The following is a 23,402-nucleotide window of genomic DNA, read 5'->3' as shown; positions in this document are numbered from 1 at the left end:
GTCACCGCTGTTCACCGGGGACGGACACGCATTGGCCGTCAGTTCGAGCCCGTAGACTGGTTGACCGGCCGGACTCGGTCCGCGCGCTCCAAATGCTCTGCACGCCTCAGATCTCGCTACGGGAAGTCGCCACGTGTCGCTCACGATCGGAATCGTCGGCCTGCCGAACGTCGGCAAGTCGACCTTGTTCAACGCCCTGACCAAGAACGAGGTGCTGGCGGCCAACTATCCGTTCGCCACGATCGAGCCGAACGTCGGCGTGGTCGGCGTGCCGGACCCGCGTCTGGGCACTCTGGCCGAGCTGTTCGCGTCCGAGAAGGTCCTGCCGGCCACGGTGGACTTCGTCGACATCGCGGGCATCGTGCGCGGGGCGAGCGAGGGCGAGGGCCTGGGTAACAAGTTCCTGGCGAACATCCGCGAGTCCGACGCCATCTGCCAGGTCATCCGCGCCTTCCAGGACGACAACGTCGTCCACGTCGACGGCAAGATCTCGCCGAAGGACGACATCGAGACGATCAACACCGAGCTGATCCTCGCCGATCTGCAGACCATCGAGAAGGTGCTGCCGCGGCTGGAGAAGGAAGCCCGGGTCAAGAAGGACAAGCAGTCCGAGGTCAAGGCCGTGCAGGAGGCCAAGGACATCCTCGAACAGGGCCGCACGCTCTACTCCGCCGGTCTCGCGCAGGGCAGCGAGGCCGCGGCGCCGCTGTACGACCTGCACCTGCTGACGACGAAGCCCTTCATCTACGTCTTCAACGTCGACGAGGACGAGCTCACCGACGAGGAGTTCAAGGAGGCCCAGCGCGCGCTCGTCGCGCCCGCCGAGGCCGTCTTCCTCAACGCCAAGCTGGAGGCCGACCTGGCCGAGCTCGACGAGGACGAGGCCCTCGAGCTGCTCCAGACGGTCGGGCAGGAGGAGCCCGGCCTGGCGACGCTCGCCCACGTCGGGTTCCGCACGCTCGGGCTGCAGACCTATCTGACGGCGGGGCCGAAGGAGTCCCGCGCCTGGACGATCAAGAAGGGGGCCACGGCTCCCGAGGCCGCGGGCGTCATCCACACGGACTTCCAGCGCGGCTTCATCAAGGCGGAGATCGTCTCCTTCGACGAGCTGGTCGAGGCGGGCTCCGTCGCCGAGGCCCGCGCGAAGGGCAAGGCCCGCATGGAGGGCAAGGACTACGTGATGCGCGACGGCGACGTGGTGGAGTTCAGGTTCAATATTTAGTTGAATGTTTAAACTAAATGAATCGCTGCAAAGCTTCGGTCAAAGGGGTCCGTCTTTCCGAGGCGGGCCGTGTTCGCGGGCTTGGTGCTGGACGCTGTTCTGGATGGTCGTGTTATGGCCATCTGTAGGCACCTGTGCTCTCCTGTCCCGTGCTGACTTCTGTCCAGCGGGAGGCGGGGATGTCGGTGGTTTGCATCCGAGTACTCCCTGCTTGGATTGTTATCTCGGCACCGGTGACCCGAGCCAACAAGAATTCTCAAGGGTTAGCGTCGGGGGAACTGGTGAACCGAACAGCAGGTCCAGATAGTCGAAGGAGATGAGTGCGGCGGCACCAGAGATGGCGGCCAGCACAGTTGCCTGCAAGCCAAGCAAGAGATTGACGCTGCGCCACTGCTTGGTCAACTCGAACTGCATCTGCCCGCTGTACTTCGCGCTCTCCTTGAGCCGTTTCAGCTCGGTCTCGATCGCGTTTCGACGCATGTCCGCGGACGGGTCATGAGGGCCTGCGATGTCGACAACGGTACGGGCAAATACCGTGCAGACTAGGGGTGTTCATCGCCTGCTAATCATAGCTTGGTCTACGGTGACAGGCCCCTTGCAGATCACTCGTCCCGGAACGGCGGGATCTGACGCATGGCCAACACAGTGCCGTCTCGGCTGATCGAGACCACGCCGTCCCACTTGCGATCCCAGAATGTCCCGTGCGACTTAGTTCTCCACGCGTGAACCTGTTGCCGGTATGCGGCTACGTCGGCGTACCGCTCTTCCTCCTTCCTGGTGACGACGGCGTCGAGTATGTCCTTCGCGACACCGGAGAACGCCTGGACTCGTTCGCCGTTTAGCCGGAAGACGTGATCCGTGCCCTCAAACTTCTCGCCTAGCAAGGTGTAATGCGCGTCTTGGACGCTTCCGGACGCGGCGTGCGCGAAGCTTTGGAAGAAGTCACTGCCCTGGCGTTTGGTGAGAAGCGCGGCAGTGGATTCGCCGTCACCGGCGAAGGCGGTGAGTCCGGCGGCTCCGACCCGGGCCAGGATGCGCTGAAACCACGAGTAGTCGTCGGGGTTGACTTGGCATCCGGGCTCGGCCGTGTCGGGTTCCTTGCCCTCGGCCGGCTTGAGAATGCCGATGGCCGGGTTCCTGTTGCCGGCGGGCAGGCCGATGTCGGCAGCGGGTGTGCAGTCCGGGATGTGCAGCCAACCTCCGGGGCCGTCAGCGTGCAGAACGTGGACGGTAAGCGGGTCGCTCAAGGAGATCTCTGTACTAAACAGCAGGGCCGGCGTCTGGTTCCAGGCTCCGATGTGTACCCCGTCCACGTGGACTGCTGCGGACGCGAGTTGCTCGCATGCCTTCTGCTGGTCGCTGTGGTTGCCCTTGCAGGCGATCGGGAAGACCCGGGAGGATTCGCCTGGCTTCCAAACTTCGGCGAAGAACTGTGGACGGTACTGGTAGCCGACGGTTTGTGTTTTCTCCTTGTCCCGGCCGGTTAGTGTCCAGCCCGCGCGTAGCGCGGTGTCGGCCCGGACGATGGAGATGCTGTGATTCGGATAGCGCCTGGTGAGGATTGCCTCACTGATGGCCAGTGCAAAAGCATGACCCAACTCCTCCGACTGCAGGGCCTTGTAGTACATGGCAATGCGCTTTCCCTCCTCGGACAGTTCGAGTCGGGTTCCCGTTGTCGCGCTTAACGCTTGGCAGTACTTGAGACTGCCCCAGTGTTCTGCCAGTCCGCGTGATGCGCCGCGCTGAGACAGTGCGAGACCACGGCCGAGACGGTGGAGTATGTCCCAGAACGTCAGCTGCACTGACAGGCCGAGTTCCTGGCTGGGGAGCGGGCGCAGTCCCGGCTTGCGACGCAGTGGTACGTAGGTGTCGCCTGGCTTTGTCTTCCCCTCTTCCTGTCGCTTCTGGAACGTCTCCTGGCGCTCACGCTCCTTGTCGGCGGCAGCTTCTCCGACCTTGCCAACGAGTCCTCGTGTTGAGTGCACTGCTACGGACACGTTCTGCTTGAGCCTCTGCAGGACTTCCTCGATCTTCGGAATGGTTGTCACGCTTGCCCCTCCTCAGGTCGGATGTCCGGTCAGTAATGCCGGGTTGGCCGGTCACTCAATCGAACAGTGGTGCCAGTACGTGAGGACCCGCGAGAATGCGCCAGGCAGGGATGCGGATCACTCGCTCCACGCCGCCGAGCTTCGAGCCCAGACCGCCAGAGGGCAGCCCGATCAGCAGGTCGGCACGCTCGTGCATCAGGCGCAGGTGCCGTGCCGGAGCACGGCCGGGCGGAGCTCCAGCGTCGATCACTACAGCGGTGTTGCCCGTCGGGGCAGAGAAAAGCAGGTCGATCCGCTGCCCGCCGACCAAGGCGTCGCGTTCCACGTCGACTACGCCTTGCGAGGTGAGGAACTGCTGGACGGCGTCCGCTAGATCTCTGTGCCGTGGATCCGGCTGTGCACCAGGCTTCAATGCGGGAGTTGGGGATGCGCCGACGATTCCTTCCCGGTCCCAAAGGATCGAGCGTGATGACAGTAGATGGGGGAGGCCAGTCCGCTTCTGCCAGTAGCTGTGGCCGCCCACGGTGATCAATTGGGACTTGGCGCGGGTGATCGCGACGTTCCAGAGATTTACCTGGCTTGCTACCCAATGAGCGGTCCGCGGGGGCGTGTTGGTGGTCGCTACCGGGCTTAGAACCATCACATCGCGCTGGCCACCCTGGAAGGCATGCACAGTGCCCACGCGCACCCGGTCGCTGCCGACCATGCGCTCCAGAGCATCTTTCTGTGCGCGGAAGGGGGTAACTACACCTACCGTTGCGTCCTCCGGAAGCCGATGCAGCAGTTCCTTCACGACTTCGGCTACGGCGGTGGCTTCGGATGGGTTGTGCCATGACTTTCCACCGGGCCCGCGAGCCGATTCACTGAAAGGAACGTTCGCCCATGCCAGTACGGGAGCTGCCGTGCCGGTGCTAGTGAGGTCGACGGCGGGTATCTGTCGGCGTACATCGGTTAGGATCTCCAGCGCGCCGGAGTAGCAGTGGCCGTTGACGATGTCGGCAATTTGTGGATGGCAGCGGTAGTGCTCGTCTAGGAGTAACGCTGAGTCGCCGTTCTGCGCGGCGGCATGGTAAGAGGAGTAGATGTGGTAGGCGAGTCGTTGGTCTTCCAGCCAGGCCGCGCTCAGACCGGCTCCAACTCGCGCTTGGCGCTCTTGCTCAGGTGAGATGCCGGGGATGTGGCTCAGCTGCATCGGATCACCGATGATCAATGCCCGCCGAGCGCGGAACAGGAGTGGTAGCACGGCAGCGATCGAGCACTGGCTTGCCTCGTCGATGACGACCAGGTCGAAGAGTGCTGCGGTCGGACGTAGTTGACGCACTGCGTGCGTGGTGATGGCCCACCCTTTCAGGTGGGGCAGCAGGTTCATCTGGCTCCGCTGGGTTCCCGAGTGCTTCCGCAGTGTCTGAAGCCGTTGGTCCAGCAGCGATCGGCCGCGGCTCAACGTCTCCGCCGACGCTGCCGCGCACAACTCCGCCGATAGTTGGGCGCGTGTCGCGAGACAGTCTGCGCGAGCCTGACGTACAGCCTGCTCGTCGTAGGCGAGCTGGGGGGGTGTGAGCACACGCACTTGCCGCTCCAGATCCGCCAAGTCCGCCAGGCTGCTGAGGGTTTCGGGAACGACGGGCTGTACGCTGACCCAGGTTGGCAGCTGTGTCGCCGTCTCTGGGGTGACAGCCGAGGCGAACGCCTTCATTGCACGCTTACGGCGCCAGCGACCCCACCAGCCCTTCGCCGACACTGCCTTGCGGGCCCGTGCCTCCCAGCGGGCGAGCGCCAGATGAGCGTCCGTCGTCCACATCTGTGACAGGAGCGATAGCGGAATGCCGACCCTCTCGGCGCACTCGGCACGCTGCTCAAGCACCCAGGTCAACTGCATCTCACCATCGACCTGTCGGCCGGCCTGGTCGCGCAGTCGGGTGGTGCTAGCACGGAGGTTGCGGAGTTCTCCCGCTACCGTGGCAGAGCTGCGGTTGGGCTGGGGAGGTGGGTCCGACAGCAGGCACGCCAGCTTTTCCGCTTCCTTGCTCAAGGCATCCACGTTGCCAGTACGCATCAGCAGACCAGGAGCAAGGTCGTCACACCGCTGTGCGACGACGTCCACAGCCTGGTTGTTGGTAGACGCCACCAGAACCGATTCGTTGGCTGCCACGCACGTGGCGACCACCGCAGTGACGACCTCGCTCTTTCCTGTACCGGGCGGGCCGGTGGCCACGGTCAGGGGGTGTGTCATTGCTGAGGTGACCACCTGCTCCTGGCTCTCGTTGGCTGGTCCGGCCGCGACCACGAGAACCGGATCGGTTGCAGAGTCGGACGCAGGGCTGTCCAGGAGGGCATCCAGAGCTGTGCCGGGGATCTCGCCAGTGCGGGTAGAGATGGCCAGCAGATTTTCTACCAGTCCGTCAGTGGCGAATCGCTCCACGCCAGAGGGGGCCAGGATCACCGCAGTGTTGTGTGCTCCTTGGCGCAGCGCCTCGTTCACGGAATCCGCGTGCAGCGCGGTGGTATCGAGAGGTTCGAGCTCCGGCAAGCCGAGTTCTGTGAGCAGCTCTCGTATGGCTTTGAGCATCTGCGCGTCATTACCGTACTGCCATGTCGGCTGCCACCGAGCTAGCAACTGGGCAGCCTCGCCCTCAGAGAGTAGTTCGGTCACCACCTTGGTGTGAAGGGAAGGCACCCCACTCGGACGGAGTGCGGCGCGCCCGTTCTCATCCGGAGTCAACTCCATCTGCTGAACAAGCAAGGGTGCGATGCCTACGTCTGTGCGTTGACCACCGCCACCACGGGAAGGGAAGGTGACGGCCGGATAGCCGTACCAGTACTCGTGTCGGCCGGCGGACTCTGAGCTTTGCTGCGTCGTGCCGTTGCCCGAGATGTGGGCACCGGGCAGGCCCGCCGGAGCTGGCAGCTCAGAGCCCAGACCCGACTGAATGACCTCGGATCCTTCCGCCACGAGGAAATACTGTGAATTTCGCCCGGCCCGCCGGTCGGGCAGCATGCTCGCCGCGGACTGCGCGCTCAAGCACTGGGCGTAATAGCGAAGCAGCCGCTCCCAATCGTGGGCGTTCTCAGCGTCAGTCGCGACCTGCTCGCGAGCCTTGAGCAGGGCAGCTGAAGGCGCTGTTGGCCCACCGGGTAGGGCGGGAAGGCTGACGGGATGGGCCACCGAGCGGGCGAAGTGCAATGTGTGAGTGGCGCGGATGGTGGACTTTGTGGGGCGCTGCTCCTTGGGCACACCCTTGCGCACCATCTGCGCCGTCAAATACTCAAACAGGTCCTCAGGCGAGATCCATCCACTGTCTTTGATCCGCCCATTCCGCAACCCCTCGACGATCTCGCCAGTGAACCGCGAGGTGCCGAGCGTCGATCCCTCCGGAGCCATAGCGGAGGCGGTCTGGAGTGCGTCGGAAGCGGTGATGAAGTAGACGCCAGTGGGGCGGAGTAGAGTGCTGCGCTCCGCCTCAGCTGATTCCGCATTGCCTGCACCCTTGGCGCGCCAGCCCTGGACAACCGAGCCGCTGGCGCAACAGTCGAGCAGCACGATCTTGGATGCGGCGCGGCAGGACTGCAGCGTACGTTCGAGGAAGTCCGCCGACACCGCAGTACGAGCCAGGTCAGCGGGGTCGCTGTCGCGGGTGAGGAAGTAAAGCTGGTTGTCCGTTTCGCAGAACTCACCGTGCCCGCTGAAGTACAGCAGCGCGCTCTCGCTTGGCTGCCGCTCCTCCAGGAACGACTCGATGGAATGCAGCATTTCGGCACGCGTTGGCTCAGCGACCACATCGCAGTCGTTGTACTGGCCGATCTCCGTGCTCTCCAGGACGGCCTGCATGTAGTGCAGATCGGAACGCACGGCCGGAAGGTCGTGGTAGTCGTCGCTGTCGTATGTCGAGACGCCGGTCAACAGGGCGTACCGGTCGTTGTTGCGCACCCTCGATCAGCCTGCCGTGGGGTGGTCGTCGCGCCCCGGGACGGTATCGGGCGCGCTCCCGTTCGCCGGCAGCGAGCCGCCGGACAGGAACCGCTTGACGCGCTCCTCATCCTCGTGGGCCTCGCGGCCTGTGATCCGCATCGTGGCGCCATCGGGCCGAGCCACAATGATGGTGCGCTGCGGCGCCTTGGCTAGCCAAGTCTGAACGCAAGCTACCGCGAACGAGCCAGCACTGAGGGCCAGACCGATGGCGCCCACAACGTCGCCACCCTTATCGGTGTCCGTGGAGGGGCCAGCTGAAGGCAAGCGCAGCGAGGCAGTCGGATCAGCACCCGATATTTCGCCGAGCAGTTCGCGGGCGTCGCTGCGTGCCCGCAACGGATCATCGTCGAGCACAGAGATCAGCAGCTGCCGTTGACCTTGGCCGTCGCTGTTGTTGTTCATGAGCCCCCGCTCTGTCAGCCTGCGACATGAATGCTTCGCGAACGTACCGGAGCCTATGCATGTGGAATCGCGAACTTTCCGGATTCTTCTGGTAGTTGGCGCGAAATGGGTACCATCAACGCAGTCCTGAAGGCTGTACCAGGAGCTGCTCGGTCGGTTCGTCACGTAGGGCAGCGCAGGTCTGGACAGGGTGTTCGACTTGAGGGATGGGCAGAGCAGGCGTTGGTTCCTCGGAGTCGCTGCAGACACGTCCTTGCTGCAGGTGCCCTCGACTTGGAGGGCGATGGTCCGGACAAGGCGGAAGCTTTACTAAGTGCTGTGGCTGCCCAGGGGCTCAGGGTGGTACTCCGGCGGGGAGGTGATTGAGGGTCGCTGATCAGCGCGGCCCCGTCTGGGTGGGCGGTCCAGCACCGGAGGGGGCACGTGCACCGTTCGATGACGTGGGTTGGGAGGTACTAGACGTCTAGCAGGAGGCGTCCTGGACAACCGAACGATAGCGGCCACCTGGAAGGTACGGCCCAGAGGAGCGCGCTGGTTGCTCGGCCTGCGGATGAACGCGTCACGTTCGCTGAAAAGGGCGGAGTAGTGACGAGCGTCTTTCAGAGGTGCAAGCGAGATGCTCGGGATCGTAACTATTCCTGCCTGCGCCCAAGATGCCGCCACACGCGGACGGTGAGGTATCGGGAGCCGGGTGGCAGGCGAGGGCTGCAGCGTGAGAAGTCGTTTGCGCGGAGAATTGGCCTGGACGGTGCTGACGCTTTCGCCGCTGGCATGGAGAACGACAAGAAGGCTCCCGCCGGCGTCGATCTTGCGCGGGAAGTCTCGCCCTTGTCGGTCTGGGTTCAGCAGTGGCTTGAGCAGCGAGTCATCGGTGAGTCGACCCGCCGAAACTACGAGGGGTTTCTTCGCAACCCTCCTGCCCTGCCTGGGCAGCAAGCCCCTCGTCGGACTCGCGCGACGGGATTTTGAGAAGTTCGCCAAGGACATCCATGGGCGCGGCGCGGGGTTGGCTGCCTCCACAGTCAATGACCGCATGGTGATGGTGGCCGCCTTGCTGGAGGCGGCCGTCGTCGATAAACGTATCGCGGACAATCCTGCACGGAGCATCCGGATATCTCGGAGGGATGCGCTGTCAGTGGACGAGGACGAGATCCCGACTCCGGCCGAGGTCGATCTGATCGCAGGGCACATCGCGCCGCAGTACCGGCTCACCGTCTACCTTCAGTCCGGCACCGGCCAGCGGCCTAGCGAGGCTCTGGCCTTTTCCGCCGAGTGTCGGCGGCCCGGCTTCGTCAGGGTCCGTTGGCAGGTCAGCGCAAAGGCCCACCGCGCAGACTGCCGCACGGCCTTCGTGCCCCTCAAGAACCGTCTGGAGGGCGAGTACCGCGACGTTCCGGTTGCTCCTTTTATGGAGCAGGAGATCGACAGTCACCTGTCGAAGCGGAGGCCGGTGCCCGTGGTCTTCGCTGGGCGAGAGGGCAAGTGGAGGCGCCTTGAGGTTCGCGCCGCGCCAAGGTGGTAAGGGCACGATGCCGACCACCTCCACCTATGGCTGCCACTTCAAGAAGGCGTGTGTGTCGGCCGGCTTGGTCGACGTGGACGGCAAGGCCAAGTACACGCCTGGCAGCCTGCGGCACTTCTTCGCTTCGACGGCTCTGGCCAATGGCGTTCCGATCCACGAGGTCTCGCGGTGGCTCGGCCACCGCTCGATCAAGACCACGATCGACGTCTATGGGCACCTGCTGCCCAGTGCCTGGGACCGCTGCCGGGAGGCCCTGAAGCACGCCATGCGGCCCATACCCGTCGACGCAGCCCCTCAGCCCTGGGATGAGGCGAGCCGGAGCGCTGACACGCACGCTGCACTGGCGTGCACGAGGGGCGTCTGAGCTGCATGGTGCTGGGATTGAGCTCCCGTGCTGGGATCGTGCTGGGGTGACTTCCTTCAGAACCCCGTTTCCGCAGGTGGGAGCTCTGTACTACCGATTCCGCTTTAACGTCTAGCGGGCGCGATATCGACACGTCGCCGACCTGGCAAGCATGCGCCATCGAGGAGGCACTGGAGCAGCCCGGACCCAGCATCGTCGACGTCAGCAGGACCAGATGGAGGGCCTGCCCGAAGGGCTCACGCCGCCAAGGCCCGCTAGTTGTATTGACCGAGCGGATCCGACCGACAAGGCGATCGCCGGAAGAACTCCCTGGCGGGCCGTGGGATCGGGCACTGCCACGCCGACGGCGGTGAGGCCGGTCTCGGTGAGCCCGTCGTTGACCGCGAACCCGCGCTTGCGCACGAGTCCCAGCTCGCGGCGCAGCTGCGCGAGGTCGACCTCGTCGTCCGGCGGGCCGTACAGATGGTCCAGCTCCCCGGCGTGCACCACCACGGAGTCCCCGTCGGTCTCAGCGTGATCGAAGGCCTGATTCGGCATCAGCTCCACGCCGGAACGAGTGCACTCCGAGACCAGGATCCGCAGCAGGTCGCTGCGGTGGATGACCACATACGGCGCCCCGTAGTGCTGCTGGAACTGCTCGCCGAAGGGCGGCAGCACCGCGCCCAAGTGGCCCTCGCCGCCGACGGCTTGCGGCTTTGTGCCGCGGGGGGAGGCTCAGCGACGACGAGCCGGTCCCCTCGGGCTACGTCGCATACCGCGGTGCGTCCCCGGTGGCCGAGGCCGCCGACCAGCTGGGGCAGGACGCGCTGCGCGACGTCGTCATCCATATCGGCCCCGGCTGTCATCTGGTGCAGTACGCGCTCCGTTCCGGGGAGATCTTCGACACGGTCGCGGTGTTCCGGTCACCGGCGTTCCACCGCGGGGAGCCCGACCGGGGCGGCCCCGGCGAGCTCGACGCTGCCTTCGCCGGTGCCTGCGAGGAGGTGCAGCGGGGTCTGAAGTCGCTCTGGCGCGACCGTCGTTGGCCGATGTACGACCGTGAGCCCATACCCCGCTGGGTGGACGGCCGGCTCGCCCTGACCGGGGGCGCGGCGCACCCGATGCTCCAGTACCTCGCCAGGGCGCCTGCCAGGCCCTGGAGGACGCCCACTGCCTGGCCGCCGAGGCCGCCGGGCTCTCCTCCGGCGGCGACCCCGGCTGGCCCCGCGCCCTGAGCACATACGAGTCCCGCCGCGTCGCCCGTACGGCCGAGGTCCAGACGGCCGCCCGGGTGTGGGGCGAGACCTGGCACGTCGACGGGTTCGCGCGGTCGCTGCGCAACACGCTCTTCCGCGACCGCGACCCGGCCGACTACAGGCACATCGACCGGCTCTACGACCGCACCTGACTCCGCCCGGCGAGGGCACGTCGTATGGGCTTCGCGGGGCGCCGCACGCGCCGCGGAATGTGAACGATTCAGCCTGCGTGTGGAGGCTCTGAGCAGCTGCTCATCACATCGGGTGAAACCCTGGTCGTTGGTTGCGAGCCGCGACGGCGAGTTGCCAAGCTGTTGCCCATTGTCAACTTAACTACCTGTCGCGACTTCGCAGGCCTGGCCTTTCGAGAACGGGGAGGGCACTCGTGCCATTCGGTGAACAGCCCGCCTACCTCCGCGTCGCCGGTGATCTCCGGCAGAAGATCGTCGGCGGCGATCTGCCTCCGCACACCCGCTTGCCCTCGCAGGCCCGCATCCGCGCGGAGTACGGCGTCTCGGACACCGTCGCCCTGGAGGCCCGCAAGGTCCTGATGGCCGAGGGCCTGGTCGAGGGCCGTTCCGGCTCCGGCACGTACGTGCGGGAGCACCCCGTCCCGCGCCGCGTCGCCCGCAGCGGCTTCCGCGCACTCGGTGATTCCTCGCCTTTCCGGCAGGAGCAGGCCGACGAGGACGTGAAGGGCACCTGGGAGTCGCGCAGCGAGCAGGAGGACGCGAGCCCGCTCACGGCCGAGCGGCTGCGCATCGAGCCCGGTGAGCGCGTGATGCGGACCAGGTACCTGTTCAGGGTCGACGGCGAGCCCGTGATGCTCTCCACCTCGTGGGAGCCCCTGTCGCTGACGGGCCGCACGCCCGTGGTGCTGCCCGAGGACGGGCCGCTGGGGGGCAAGGGCGTCGTGGAGCGGATGGCCGCCATCGACGTCGTGGTGGACAACGTCGCGGAGGAGGTCGGCGCCCGCCCGGGCCTGGCCGAGGAGATGGTCGACCTGGGTGGCGTGCCGGGGCATTCGGTGCTGGTCGTGACCCGTACGTTCTTCGCCGGCGGGCGCCCCGTGGAGACGGCGGACGTGGTCGTCCCGGCCGATCGTTTCCGCGTTTCGTACCACATGCCCGTGAGGTGACCAGCGGTTGCCGCATGCGAACGTGTGGCCGAAATTGATGCCTCGTTGTACCAAGTTGAATGCGCTGAGTGAAGGCCGGGCGTAGGCTCCGGCATATGCGAAGCGTGAACGGTGACGGCGACACTGTGCTGCCCTGGCATGTCATAAGGCAGGACGGCCACGGCAACCGCTATCGCGTGGGCAGCTACGCCACCCGTACGGAAGCACAGCAGGTAGCGGACCGGCTCGGCGGTGGCGGAGGCCGCGCGAAGGGCGGCGCAGAGGGCGACGGCAGCTATCTGGTCGAGCCCGTGGGATGCGCGAGCGGCGAGTACGCCTGACTCGTCCCAAAATCGGTAGCAGGGACACCTCAGTCCCTCCTGCCCGGAAGGACCGGGCCGGCAAGCTACCCGATCAGGGACGTGGGCGGTGTGAGCACAGGACCCTCCGAGGGAGTGGCCTCGATCCTCGACACCCTCCGGGTCGGCATCGTCATGCTCGACGGCAACGGAAAGATCCTCCTCTGGAATCCCATAACGGAGGAAATCCTCGGCTGGCGGTCCGAGCAGGTCGTGGGCAGGCGCATCCAGGACTTTCTCGAGGACGGGTACGGCGAGGGCGAGCGCCTGCGGGACCAGGCCCTGCGCGAGGAGGGCCGCTGGCGCGGCACCATGCGCATCCTGCACAGTGCCGGCCACCGCGTGGCGGTCGAGGGGCGCGTCACGCTCCTCCACGACCGGCAGAACCGTCCCGTCATCCTCGCCAACATCGTCGAGACCAGCAGGATCCGCGCCGTCGAGCACGACCTGGCGGCGCTCGACGCGCTCTTCGCCTCGTCACCGCTCGGCATCGCCCTCTTCGACACCGACAGGCGGTACGTACGGGTCAACGAGGCGCTCGCCAGGCTCAACCAGGTCAGCGCCGAGGAGCACATCGGCAGGACGGTCCACGACATCCTGCCGTCCTGGATGGCCGACGAGGTCTCCGCCGTCCAGTCGAGCGTGCTGGAGACCGGAGAGCCCGTCGTCGACATCGTGCTGCGGGCCCCGGAAGGCCCCGGCTCCCGCTCCGTCTCCTACAGCAGGCTCACCACCGACGACGGCGAAGTGCTCGGCGTGAGCGGCGTGTTCATGGACGTCACCGAGCGCCACGAGGCGCTGGAGAAGATCGAGGCCGCGCGCGAGCGGCTGGCCCTCCTCGACGACGTCGGCGTGGGACTCGTGGACCGGTTCGACGTCACCGCCATCTCCCAGGCCCTCGCCTCCAGCCTCGTACCGCGCCTCGCCGACTACTCCAGCGTGATGCTCATCAGCGCGGCGGCCCACGGCGGCGACCTGCCCGACATCGAACTGCTCACCGGGAAGCCGCTGTTCCAGCTCGGCGTCGCCGCACGCGACGAGGGCCCCACGGTCAACCGGATGCTCCGCGTGGGCCAGGACGTCCCCTTCCTCGCCGACTCCTTCTTCGGCCGGACGCTGGCCAGCGGCGTGCCCCACGTCGCGTCCTCGCCCCGCGAGCTGCTCGCCGCCACCTACCCCGGCGACCCGAAGATGCAGGCCGCGCTCGACCTGAACGTCCACTCGCTGATGGCCGTGCCGCTCCGCGCCCGCGGCGTGGTGCTCGGCCTGCTCGTCGTCAGCCGCGCCGAGGGCCGCGAACCGTTCGGCAGGGACGACATAGCTTTGGCCATGGAACTGGCCGACCGCGCCGGCGTCTCGCTGGACAACGCCCGCCTCTACGCGCGTGAACGTGCCGGTGCGCTGATGCTCCAGCGGAGCCTGCTGCCCCAGAAGGTCCCGGAGCCGCCCGGCGTGACCGTGGCCTACCGCTACGTGCCCGGCAGCAGCGGCACCGAGGTCGGCGGCGACTGGTTCGACGTGATCCCGCTCGCCGGCGGCCGGGTCGCCTTCGTCGTGGGCGACGTGATGGGGCACGGGCTGCACGCGGCCGTGACGATGGGACGGCTGCGCACGGCGGTTCGCACGCTCGCCGGGCTCGACCTGTCGCCCGACGAACTGCTCCGGCGCATCAACGATTTGGCGGACGACTTCGTCCAGAGCTCGGACGACCCCCTCATCGCCACATGTGTCTACGCCGTCTACGACCCGTCCACTCGCCGGTGCAGCATCGCGAAGGCCGGCCACCCGCCCCCGCTGCTTCTCACGGAGACCCCCGAGGGCAGCTGGGAGGCCCAGGCCATCGAGCTGCCCTCGGGCGCACCGCTGGGGGTCGGCGGCGTGCCCTTCGAGCCCTGGGAACTGGAGATCGTCGAGGGCTCGGTGCTCATCCTCTACACCGACGGCCTCATCGAAGCGCGGGGCGAGGACATCACCCAGGGCATCGAGCGCCTCTGCGAACTGCTCTCCGGCGGCCCCGTCCACCGGGACCCGTACACACCCGCCACCATCGAGGACGCCTGCGACAGCGTCATCGACGACTTGGACAGCAGAACGGCGTCACAGCCCGACGACGACGTCGCCCTGCTGATGGCGAAGCTCGGCGGGCTCCCGCAGGGCAGCGCCGCGTCGTGGACCTTTCCCGCCGAGAGCTACGCGGTGCGCAGAGCACGCGAGGTGGTGCGGCGGACCCTGCGCGAGTGGGGGCTCGATGCCCTGGAGGACACCACCGTGCTGCTCGTGAGCGAGCTGGTCACCAACTCGATGCGCTACGCGCACGGCCCCATCGGGGTGCGCATGGTGCGTGGGGGTTCGCTCCTGGTGGAGGTCTCCGACCCGCTGCCCGATCCGCCCCGGGAGCGCAGCGCCCTGCCCGACGACGAAGGCGGCCGCGGCATCCGCCTCGTGGCCAGGGAGGCGCGCCGCTGGGGCACGCGGCACGGCCCGATGGGCAAGACCGTCTGGTTCGAACTCGCCCTCGCCTGAGGCGGATTGGGCGTCCCGACGGCGGGTACCGCCCTGTCCCGGCAGACGCTGCGGCACGGCCCGCACCCCTGCTCCTGCGATGCGCCCTCGTTGAAGATGGTTCGAACCGGCGCAGCCTGGTTAGGAGACAGATGTCCCTGCCGCAGGAGGCCAGGGGGGAGCGCACGGAGTGTGAGGGCCGCACGTCTGTTGTCACGAGGCACGGGAAGTACGAATTTCGTGCGGCGATCGGGAAGAGCGTGTTCCGGGTGGCGTGTGCCTGCCACACTGCTCAGAGCCGGTGCCACACTGGTCACGGGAAGGGGCGGCGTTGAGCGATATCCCTGTGGAGGCGGCAGGCAAGCCGGACGACGTTCGCCGCGCTCTCGCTCTTCTCAACGCGGCGGGCGCCCGTATCGGCAATTCTCTCGACCTGGAGACGACAGCTCGCGAGCTGCTGGACGTCGGTGTCCCGCAGTTCTGCGATCTCGCGTCCGTCGACCTGTACATGGATGTTCTCGCCGGTGACGAGCCGCGCCCCGTGGGCCCCGGTGACGGCAGCGGCGAGCTGCGCCGCGTCGGATTCGCGAGTTCTGTCTCGGAGGCGCCGCCCTCGCTCACCCGCGAGGGCCAGGTGGGTACGACCGGGGCGAGCCCCGTCACCGTCGGCGCGACCCACTGCTATCCCTTCAGCACCCCGTGCGCCCAGGCACTTCGCAGCGGGCGCGTCCAGCACATCCCGGGGCAGGACGGCACCGTGCCGGTCCAGTTCGGCGCCGTCGTGCAGTCGACGCTCGCCGTGCCGATGGTCGCCCGCGACAGGGTGCTCGGGCTCGTGCAGTTCTCCCGCGTCAAGGGCAGCGAGCCGTTCGGCGAGCGGGACGCGGCGCTCGCCGCCGAGCTGGCCTCCCGCGCCGCCGTGTGCATAGACAACGCGCGCCTGTACCGCAGGGAGCACGAGCGGGCGCTGATACTCCAGCGCAGCCTGCTGCCGCCCGGTGACCCCGAAGCCGCCGGCCTCGACATAGCCTGCCGCTATCTGCCCGGCAATCCGGCGACCGAGGTCGGCGGCGACTGGTTCGACGTCATCGAACTGCCAGGGCACCGCACCGCCGTCGTCGTCGGAGACGTGATGGGCCGCGGCCTTCGCGCCGCCGTCGCCATGGGTGAACTGCGCACCGCCGTACGGACGTTGGCGCTCACCACGGACATGGAGCCCGCCGAGGTGCTGGGCGCGCTGGACGAGATCGCCCGCGGACTCGGCGACACCCCGGGCTCGCAGCGCAACGGCACCGGCGACCTCGCGGAGGTCTACCTCGCCACGTGCATCTTCGCCGTCTACGACCCCGTCTCCCGGCGCTGCACCATAGCCAACGCCGGTCATCTGCCGCCCGTCCTCGTCGAACCGGACGAACCCGCCCTGCTGTTGGAGGTCCCCAAGGGGGTACCGCTGGGCGTGGGCGGCGAGCCGTTCGAAGAGATCGAGATGGAGCTGCCCGACGGCGCGATGATCGCGCTCTACACCGACGGCCTCGTCGAGTCGCGCGAACATCCCATCGACGAGGGGCTGGGCGCGCTGCGTGCGGCTCTCACCGACGCCACGGCATCCCTCGAGAACGTCGCCGACCAGGTGCTGACGACGCTCAACGTCCACCACGGAGAGGACGACATAGCGCTGCTCGTCGCGCGGGTCCAGGGTCTGCCGGAGGCCGCCGTCGGCGACTGGGCGCTCTCCGCCGAGCCGCGGTCCGTCGCGCGTGCCCGTGAGCTGACGCGCGAGCAGCTGTCCGAATGGCAGCTGGGTGCCCTCGCTGACACCGCCGAACTGCTGGTGAGCGAGCTGGTGACGAACGCGCTGCGGCACGGCGAGGGCGAGATACGTCTGCGGCTGCTGCTGGAACGCACGCTCGTGTGCGAGGTGTGGGACTCGGGCCTGGTGCAGCCGCGCCGCCGCCGGGCCCATGTGACGGACGAGGGAGGCCGGGGACTGCAGCTGGTCGGCCTGCTCAGCGCCGGCTGGGGCAGCAGGCGCACGCACCGCGGCAAGACCGTCTGGTTCGAACTGGCCCGCCCCGGCGAGAACTCCAAGCCCGCCGACCCCACGGAAGCGCTGCTCAGCCTCTTCTGACGGACGCCTGACGGCAGGCATCCGGGCGGAGCCCGAACACCCGCCCCGGCCCGGTCAGTTGTCGGAGAGCTTCCAGCCGTCGGCCCGGACACGGGCGTTGTCGCGCGGCCGCACGCTCATGAAGACGGGCCGCGCACCGCTGAGCACCCGGATGTCGTCCAAGTAGACGCCCCTGCCCTGCTGTTCCTTGTCCGTGACGTAGCGCCAGCGCACCGACGTGACCCCGTCGGGCAGTTCGCCCTGGGCGTTCAGCCAGCGTCGCGCGGAGAAGCCGGCGAAGTCGCCCTTGCTCTCCCAACTCCACCGTCCGGCACTCAGTTTCAGAGGCACCGGCTGCCAGGAGGCGTCGTCGTCGGGCTTTGCACTGGTGGTGGCCTCCACTGTGCACACGTCCGTGGACTGGGTGTCGTACCAGAGCCGGAAGCGCAGCGAGGCCTTCTTGTCCACGGCCTTCTCCAGCGGAACCCGCAGCGTCGCGGTGTCGGCGTCGCGCTGCCCCGAGTACCAGGCCTCACGTGCGACGGCCGGGCGCACCGGGACGGCACGCGCCAAGTGGCGCGCGGGGGCGCGCCGGTAGTCGCTGACGGTGCCCCAGTTGCGGGTGGGGTGCACGCGGTTGGCCATGAAGACCAGGAGCGTGCCGTCGATCGGGTCGGCCACCAGGCAGGGCCCGGTGTATCCGGTGTGCCCCGTCGTGACCGGCGAGGTGAGGGCGTCCATGTAGAAGCGCTGGTCGAGCTGCCAGCCCAGACCGCGAGCCGCTTCGGGACCCAGGTCGGGGTTCTCGTTGGTGATCATGGCGCGGACCCACTCCTCGCCCAGCACCCGGTGGCCGCCGTAGGTGCCGCCGTTCAGCACCATCTGCCCGAAGACGGCCATGTCGGCGGCCGTGGAGAAGATGCCCGCGTGGCCCGCGACGCCGCCCAGGTAGTACGCCTTCTCGTCGTGCACGGTGCCGCGCACGATCTCGCGCCCCGTCCACGGCATGTACTCGGTGGCGGCGACCCGCTCCAGCTTCGAGTCGGGAGGGTTGTACCCGGTGTCGCTCATGCCCAGCGGCTCGGTGATCAGCTCGGCGACGAGGGTGTCGAGGCCCTTGCCGGTGATCTCCTGCATGAGGGCGCCGGCGGTGATCAGGTTGAGGTCGGAGTAGGTGTAGCGCTCGCCCGGCTTGTCCTTCAGCGGCTCCGCGTAGACGGCGGCCATGCGCGCCTCGTGGTCCGGGTAGGGCTTCAGGTCCATGTCGGCCTTCATGCCCGAGGTGTGGTTCACCAACTGCCGTACGACGATGGGGGACTTGGCCGGGTCGCTCGCGTCGAAGGGCGGCAGATAGCGCGCGACCGGGCTGTCCAGGTCGAGCCGGCCCTTCTCGGCCAGGCTGACCAGCACGACCGAGGTGAACAGTTTCGAGATCGACGCCATGTCGAAGATCGTGTCCGTGGCCATGTCGACCCACTGGTCGCGAGGCAGCTCGACCGCCGTCCCGGTGGCCGCGTCCCAGCTCGCGTAGCGCAGCGCGTGGCCGCGTGCCGCGTGCTCGACCACCACGCCGTTCCTCGCGGCCAGCAGCACGAAGCCGGGGTGTGAGGGGTTGGGGCGGTCCGGCCCGGGGCGCATGTACTCCTCCGCGGCGGGCACGATCCGTTCGACCTCGGCACGCAGCAGGCCCGCGCGATGCGGGCTGCCCCGGCGCAGGGTGCGCGGGCGGAAGCGGAGATCGTCCGGCGTCACGGTGGGCGGCCCGTCGAGGCCCGGCCCGTACGGCGCCGGCGCCGATGCCGCGAGGGCAGGGGCGGAGCCGGGGCCCACTCCGGTGGCGAGCGCGACACTGCCAACGGTGCCGAGGAACTGCCGGCGTCTCATCGTGAATCCCCCTGCGCTCGTACGGACGTGGCGGGATCTGGCATGTCCGGGTCCACCCGCCCGCGAGGCGGTCACGGTGCGCCCGGACCTGAGAAGCCTATCCAGCCCGGGGCCGCCGGGTGCGGTTGAGCGCCGATGCCGTTGGTCCGACCAGTGGCGCTCACCGGCGCACGGCCCGGCCCGCGAAGGCCTTACGGAGTCCGGGAAACCGGCGGAAGGGACGGACCGGACACAGAGGGCGCAACGGGGGCGCGCAGTCGCACGCCCCCGTGATGCATCTCACCTTCCGTGATGCCGCTCCGGCCGGTTCAGGCCCCGTTCCGGCGGCGGATCTTGTTGCCGAGCCAGACGATCGGGTCGTACTTGCGGTCGGCGGCACGCTCCTTGAGCGGGATCAGCGCATTGTCGGTGATCTTGATGCCCTCGGGGCAGACCTCCGTGCAGCACTTGGTGATGTTGCAGTAGCCCAGCCCGTGGTCCTCCTGGGCGGTGGACTTGCGGTCCAGCCCGGACTCCTCGGCCCCGTCCAGCGGATGCATGTCCAGCTCCGCCACCCGCATCAGGAAACGAGGACCGGCGAATGCCTGCTTGTTCTCCTCGTGGTCACGCACCACGTGGCACACGTCCTGGCACAGGAAGCATTCGATGCACTTCCTGAACTCCTGCGAGCGCCCCACGTCCTCCTGCTGCATCCGGTACTCGCCCGGGCCCAGGTCGGCAGGCGGCACGAAGGACGGGATCTCGCGGGCCTTCGTGTAGTTGAACGACACGTCCGTGACGAGGTCCCGTACGACGGGGAAGGTCCGCAGCGGCGTGATCGTGATGGTCTCCGACCGCTCGAAGATCGACATCCGGGTCATGCACAGCAGCCGCGGCCGCCCGTTGATCTCCGCGCTGCACGAGCCGCACTTGCCCGCCTTGCAGTTCCAGCGGACCGCCAGGTCCGGGGTCTGGGTGGCCTGGAGCCGGTGGACGATGTCGAGTACGACCTCGCCCTCGAAGACCTCGACCTTGAAGTCCTCGAGGCCGCCGCCCTCGATGTCGCCGCGCCAGACCCGGAAGTTCGCGATGTAGCTCGTCCCGGTCGCGTCCGGGGCGCCGCCGCTGACGGCGCCGGGCGTACCGGTGCCCCCCGCGGTGCCCTCTGCGTCGTGCGCGGGAGGACGGGTGTGTGTACCCGTGCCCTCGCCCGCGTGCGTCTCGGCGCTCATTCGGCTGTCAGCTCCTCGTCCGTCAGGTACTTGATCAGCTCCTCCTTCTCGAAGAGCCCCAGCAGATCCGGCCGGATCGGCGGCATGTCGCGGCGGTGCAGATCGATGCGACCGCGATCGGCGCGCTCGGCTGCCTCGCCCGGCTGGGTCGAGGCGTCGAGTGAGACGGGCTCGTCGGCGAGAGTGCAGACGAGGTTCGAACGCCGCCACTCGCGGTCCATCTCCGGGAAGTCGTCGCGGGTGTGACCGCCGCGCGACTCCGTGCGGGTCAGCGCGGCGCGCGCCACGCACTCGCTGACCAGCAGCATGTTGCGCAGGTCGATGGCCAGGTGCCAGCCCGGGTTGAACTGCCTGTGGCCCTCGACGCCGGCGTACGTCGCCCGTACGCGCAGCTCCGCCAGCCGCTCCAGGGCCTGCGTCATCTCCTCGTCGCGGCGGATGATGCCGACGAGGTCGTTCATGGACTGCTGGAGGTGCTGGTGGAGCGAGTACGGGTTCTCGGCGGGCTCGCCCTCCGGCACCTCCGCGGCGCTGAAGGGACGCAGAGCCTCGGCGGCAGCGTGCTCGATCTGCTCCTCGCTGATCTCCGGACGCCCGTCGCCCTTGAGTGACGCGGCGTACTGCGCGGCGTGCAGACCGGCACGGCGGCCGAAGACGAGCAGGTCGGAGAGCGAGTTGCCACCGAGCCGGTTCGAGCCGTGCATCCCGCCGGCGACCTCGCCCGCCGCGTACAGGCCGGTGACGCCGACGGCCGCGGCCGTGTCCGGGTCGACGTCGACGCCGCCCATCACGTAGTGGCAGGTCGGGCCGACCTCCATGGGCTCGGCGGTGATGTCCACGTCCGCCAGCTCCTTGAACTGGTGGTGCATGGACGGCAGCCTGCGCTTGATCACCTCGGGCGACATCCGGGTCGACACGTCGAGGAAGACGCCGCCGTGCGGTGAGCCACGGCCCGCCTTGACCTCGGAGTTGATCGCGCGGGCGACCTCGTCGCGGGGGAGCAGCTCGGGAGGACGCCGGTTCTTCTCCGGGTTGTCGTACCAGCCGTCGGCCTCGTGCTCGGACTCGGCGTACTTCTCCTTGAAGACGTCCGGGATGTAGTCGAACATGAACCGCTTGCCCTCGGAGTTGCGCAGGACACCGCCGTCCCCGCGCACCGACTCGGTGACGAGGATGCCCTTCACCGACGGCGGCCAGACCATCCCTGTCGGGTGGAACTGGACGAACTCCATGTTGATCAGCGAGGCACCGGCCAGCAGCGCCAGCGCGTGCCCGTCGCCCGTGTACTCCCAGGAGTTCGACGTCACCTTGAAGGACTTGCCGATGCCGCCGGTGGCGAGCACCACGGAGGGTGCCTCGATGACGAAGAAACGGCCGGACTCCCGCTCGTAGCAGAAGACGCCCGAGACCCTCTCCCCGGAGCCGTCGGCGGCCGGGGACTTGAGGATCCGGGTGACGGTGCACTCCTGGAAGACCTTCAGCCGGGACTCGTAGTCACCGGTCTCCTTGAAGTCCTCCTGCTGCAGCGAGACGGTCTTCTGCTGGAGCGTGCGGATCAGCTCCAGGCCCGTACGGTCACCGACGTGCGCGAGCCGCGGATACTCGTGGCCGCCGAAGTTGCGCTGGGAGATGCGGCCGTCGGCCGTGCGGTCGAAGAGCGCCCCCCACGTCTCCAGCTCCCAGACCCTGTCGGGGGCCTCCTTGGCGTGCAGCTCCGCCATCCGCCAGTGGTTGAGGAACTTGCCACCGCGCATGGTGTCCCGGAAGTGCACCTCCCAGTTGTCACCCGGGTTGGCGTTGCCCATGCTGGCGGCGATGCCGCCCTCGGCCATCACCGTGTGCGCCTTGCCGAACAGGGACTTGCAGATCACTGCTGTGCGCAGCCCCTGTTCGCGTGCCTCGATCGCTGCCCGCAGACCCGCACCGCCCGCGCCGACGATGACGACATCCCACTGCTGGCGTTCGACTTGCGTCATTTGACGTGCATCCCTCTCGAAGAAGCTTGATCAGAAGAAGACCGGGTCCGTGAACGCACCGGTCGCCAGCAGGTACACGTAGAGATCGGCCAGGCCCACGCTGAGAAGCGAAGCCCACGCCAACTCCATGTGACGACTGTTGAGCTTTCCGACCAGGCCCCACATGCGGTACCGCACCGGATGCTTCGAGAAGTGCTTGAGCCGCCCGCCGACGATGTGCCGGCAGGAGTGGCACGAGATGGTGTACGCCCAGATCAGCACGATGTTGATGAGGAAGACCACGGAGCCCAGGCCCATGTGGCCCCACTCGTAGTCGGAGTTGCGGAAGGCGAGGATCGTGTCCCAGGTGAGGATGAAGGCGACACCGACCGCCGCGTAGAAGAAGTACCTGTGGATGTTCTGCAGGATGAGAGGGAAGCGCGTCTCGCCGCTGTAGCTCTTGTGCGGCTCGGCGACCGCGCAGGCCGGGGGAGAGGCCCAGAAGCCCCGGTAGTAGGCCTTGCGGTAGTAGTAGCAGGTGAGCCGGAAGCCCAGCGGGAAGATCAGGATGATCAGCGCGGGCGAGAGTGGAAACCAGTCCCCGAACAGCGCCCAGTTGGGGCCGCCCTGCATCTTCTCGCAGCTCTCGGCGAGACAGGGGGAGTAGAAGGGCGAGACGTACGGCGCGTGGTAGTAGTCGGCGTCCGCGAACGCCCGCCACGTCGAGTAGACGACGAACACGAAAAGGCCGAACGCGGTGGACGCCGGCGCGAGCCACCAGCGGTCGGTGCGCAGATGCCGCTCTCGAATGGCGGCGCGTGTACCCGTACTCACGCCGCCCGTGCCGCCGGTGGCAGGCGGAGGGATCTTGTTTCCTGTGCTGCTCGTGTTCGGTTGGGGTCGGGTGCCAGTGGCCAACGGTTTCTCCGGTAGGGGCGACTTGTCAGTTGGGGTGCCTCATGAGCTGCCGCCGACTGCCGGCCGCCGTCCACGGCCGCCGGCTCGACTCAGCCCGGGGCGCGGGGCTCACGGCGCGTGCCGGTCCTTGGCGCCCACCCCCTCGTCATCGACATCCGACCACAGGCCGTGGTCGTAGGGCTTGTCGGGGATCGTGACCATCTCGGGGTGCGCCGAGCCGGGCGGCCCGGCGGCCGGTGAGGCGGCCCGCAGCAACGCCAGGGACTCCCGCAGGTGCTCAGTGTCGCTGCGTACGCGCCTGACCTCCAGGCCGCTGCCGAGAGTGTGCTCGAGCCGGTCGACGGTCCGTGTGAGTTCGTCGAGGCAGCGCTGGGCCGCCGTCAGGTCGTCGTGCAGTGACGTGTGAGGAGACATGCCGTGCCTACCTCCGCTGGTCGTGGCGGCTGGCTTGTGTGCGTGGGCACACTTGCGTGCCCAGGTGAGATGGCGAGTGTCGCTCTTCACACTCCTCCTTGTGAAGGGCGCTGCACGGGTTTACCCCGTGCGGGGCATGATCGCCAAGCTCCTTCACCCGGACGGGTAAAGC

General features: G+C 67.8%; 18 protein-coding genes. 8 read left to right on the top strand and 10 right to left on the bottom strand.

The window, feature by feature from the left end; translation table 11 throughout:
• The first annotated feature begins 133 nt into the window (after positions 1–133).
• Positions 134–1,222 (top strand): redox-regulated ATPase YchF, encoded by a 1,089-nt coding sequence (gene ychF, locus G4Z16_RS10595; RefSeq protein WP_197350583.1) that lies wholly within the window; start codon positions 134–136, stop codon positions 1,220–1,222.
• Between the two features lie 219 nt (positions 1,223–1,441).
• Here ychF and G4Z16_RS10590 read toward each other — a convergent pair whose 3' ends face one another.
• The 4 genes from G4Z16_RS10590 to G4Z16_RS10575 form a co-directional block, all read right to left on the bottom strand.
• Positions 1,442–1,702, bottom strand: a complete 261-nt coding sequence (locus G4Z16_RS10590; protein ID WP_197350582.1) for a hypothetical protein — start codon at positions 1,700–1,702, stop codon at positions 1,442–1,444.
• Between the two features lie 122 nt (positions 1,703–1,824).
• On the bottom strand, positions 1,825–3,270 hold the full coding sequence (locus tag G4Z16_RS10585; RefSeq protein ID WP_246530783.1) for a hypothetical protein: 1,446 nt from the start codon (positions 3,268–3,270) through the stop codon (positions 1,825–1,827).
• A 55-nt stretch (positions 3,271–3,325) separates the two neighbouring features.
• Positions 3,326–7,198, bottom strand: coding sequence for a caspase, EACC1-associated type (locus G4Z16_RS10580; RefSeq protein WP_197350581.1), 3,873 nt, complete (start codon positions 7,196–7,198; stop codon positions 3,326–3,328).
• A 6-nt stretch (positions 7,199–7,204) separates the two neighbouring features.
• Complete coding sequence (locus G4Z16_RS10575; protein WP_197350580.1) at positions 7,205–7,642, bottom strand: effector-associated constant component EACC1; 438 nt, start codon at positions 7,640–7,642, stop codon at positions 7,205–7,207.
• A gap of 853 nt (positions 7,643–8,495) precedes the next feature.
• Between G4Z16_RS10575 and G4Z16_RS10570 the strand changes: the two genes are divergently transcribed.
• Together G4Z16_RS10570 and G4Z16_RS10565 are read left to right on the top strand one after the other, a co-directional pair.
• Positions 8,496–9,164, top strand: a complete 669-nt coding sequence (locus G4Z16_RS10570) for a hypothetical protein (RefSeq protein ID WP_197350579.1) — start codon at positions 8,496–8,498, stop codon at positions 9,162–9,164.
• Positions 9,165–9,171: 7 nt separating this feature from the next.
• Entirely contained in the window at positions 9,172–9,528 is a 357-nt protein-coding gene (locus G4Z16_RS10565) for a tyrosine-type recombinase/integrase (RefSeq protein WP_246530782.1), read from the top strand.
• Positions 9,529–9,729: 201 nt separating this feature from the next.
• Here G4Z16_RS10565 and G4Z16_RS10560 read toward each other — a convergent pair whose 3' ends face one another.
• On the bottom strand, positions 9,730–10,194 hold the full coding sequence (locus G4Z16_RS10560) for an IclR family transcriptional regulator (RefSeq protein WP_197350577.1): 465 nt from the start codon (positions 10,192–10,194) through the stop codon (positions 9,730–9,732).
• Positions 10,195–10,298: 104 nt separating this feature from the next.
• On the opposite strand from G4Z16_RS10560, the gene G4Z16_RS10555 reads away from it, so the two are divergent.
• The 5 genes from G4Z16_RS10555 (at position 10,299) to G4Z16_RS10535 (ending at position 16,869) form a co-directional block, all read left to right on the top strand.
• Positions 10,299–10,742, top strand: a complete 444-nt coding sequence (locus G4Z16_RS10555; protein WP_197350576.1) for an FAD-dependent monooxygenase — start codon at positions 10,299–10,301, stop codon at positions 10,740–10,742.
• Between the two features lie 406 nt (positions 10,743–11,148).
• A complete protein-coding gene (locus tag G4Z16_RS10550; protein ID WP_197350575.1) occupies positions 11,149–11,901 on the top strand; it encodes a GntR family transcriptional regulator in 753 nt (250 codons plus the stop codon).
• Positions 11,902–11,996: 95 nt separating this feature from the next.
• A complete protein-coding gene (locus G4Z16_RS10545) occupies positions 11,997–12,221 on the top strand; it encodes an SPOR domain-containing protein (protein ID WP_078510727.1) in 225 nt (74 codons plus the stop codon).
• Between the two features lie 90 nt (positions 12,222–12,311).
• Positions 12,312–14,762 carry a SpoIIE family protein phosphatase gene (locus G4Z16_RS10540; RefSeq protein ID WP_246530781.1) on the top strand — a complete coding sequence of 817 codons (2,451 nt, stop codon included), beginning with the start codon at positions 12,312–12,314 and terminating at the stop codon, positions 14,760–14,762.
• 310 nt (positions 14,763–15,072) lie between these two features.
• Complete coding sequence (locus tag G4Z16_RS10535; protein ID WP_197350573.1) at positions 15,073–16,869, top strand: SpoIIE family protein phosphatase; 1,797 nt, start codon at positions 15,073–15,075, stop codon at positions 16,867–16,869.
• Positions 16,870–16,923: 54 nt separating this feature from the next.
• On the opposite strand, the gene G4Z16_RS10530 is transcribed toward G4Z16_RS10535, so the two are convergent.
• The 5 genes from G4Z16_RS10530 to G4Z16_RS10510 all read right to left on the bottom strand — a co-directional run bounded on the left by G4Z16_RS10530 (position 16,924) and on the right by G4Z16_RS10510 (position 23,230).
• Positions 16,924–18,732 (bottom strand): serine hydrolase domain-containing protein, encoded by a 1,809-nt coding sequence (locus G4Z16_RS10530; protein ID WP_197350572.1) that lies wholly within the window; start codon positions 18,730–18,732, stop codon positions 16,924–16,926.
• Between the two features lie 308 nt (positions 18,733–19,040).
• The gene (locus tag G4Z16_RS10525; RefSeq protein ID WP_197350571.1) at positions 19,041–19,943 is read right to left on the bottom strand and encodes a succinate dehydrogenase/fumarate reductase iron-sulfur subunit; all 903 of its coding nucleotides are present in this window, start codon (positions 19,941–19,943) and stop codon (positions 19,041–19,043) included.
• Positions 19,940–21,919 (bottom strand): fumarate reductase/succinate dehydrogenase flavoprotein subunit, encoded by a 1,980-nt coding sequence (locus G4Z16_RS10520; RefSeq protein ID WP_197350570.1) that lies wholly within the window; start codon positions 21,917–21,919, stop codon positions 19,940–19,942. Before G4Z16_RS10520 ends, G4Z16_RS10525 begins: the two co-directional genes overlap by 4 nt.
• Positions 21,920–21,949: 30 nt before the next feature.
• Positions 21,950–22,816, bottom strand: coding sequence for a hypothetical protein (locus tag G4Z16_RS10515; protein ID WP_425508068.1), 867 nt, complete (start codon positions 22,814–22,816; stop codon positions 21,950–21,952).
• Positions 22,817–22,924: 108 nt separating this feature from the next.
• Positions 22,925–23,230, bottom strand: coding sequence for a hypothetical protein (locus tag G4Z16_RS10510; RefSeq protein ID WP_197350569.1), 306 nt, complete (start codon positions 23,228–23,230; stop codon positions 22,925–22,927).
• Positions 23,231–23,402 lie beyond the last annotated feature (172 nt).

This window comes from Streptomyces bathyalis (genome assembly GCF_015910445.1).
Classification (GTDB): domain Bacteria; phylum Actinomycetota; class Actinomycetes; order Streptomycetales; family Streptomycetaceae; genus Streptomyces; species Streptomyces bathyalis.
This window is presented reverse-complemented; position numbering and strand designations above follow the sequence as displayed.

Coding starts and splice junctions, on each gene's coding strand:
- G4Z16_RS10520 (WP_197350570.1), bottom strand. CDS start 21,919: ATGACGCAAGTCGAACGCCAGCAGTGGGATGTCGTCATCGTCGGCGCG.
- G4Z16_RS10575 (WP_197350580.1), bottom strand. CDS start 7,642: ATGAACAACAACAGCGACGGCCAAGGTCAACGGCAGCTGCTGATCTCT.
- G4Z16_RS10565 (WP_246530782.1), top strand. CDS start 9,172: ATGCCGACCACCTCCACCTATGGCTGCCACTTCAAGAAGGCGTGTGTG.
- G4Z16_RS10525 (WP_197350571.1), bottom strand. CDS start 19,943: ATGAGCGCCGAGACGCACGCGGGCGAGGGCACGGGTACACACACCCGT.
- G4Z16_RS10530 (WP_197350572.1), bottom strand. CDS start 18,732: ATGAGACGCCGGCAGTTCCTCGGCACCGTTGGCAGTGTCGCGCTCGCC.
- G4Z16_RS10545 (WP_078510727.1), top strand. CDS start 11,997: ATGCGAAGCGTGAACGGTGACGGCGACACTGTGCTGCCCTGGCATGTC.
- G4Z16_RS10590 (WP_197350582.1), bottom strand. CDS start 1,702: ATGCGTCGAAACGCGATCGAGACCGAGCTGAAACGGCTCAAGGAGAGC.
- G4Z16_RS10510 (WP_197350569.1), bottom strand. CDS start 23,230: ATGTCTCCTCACACGTCACTGCACGACGACCTGACGGCGGCCCAGCGC.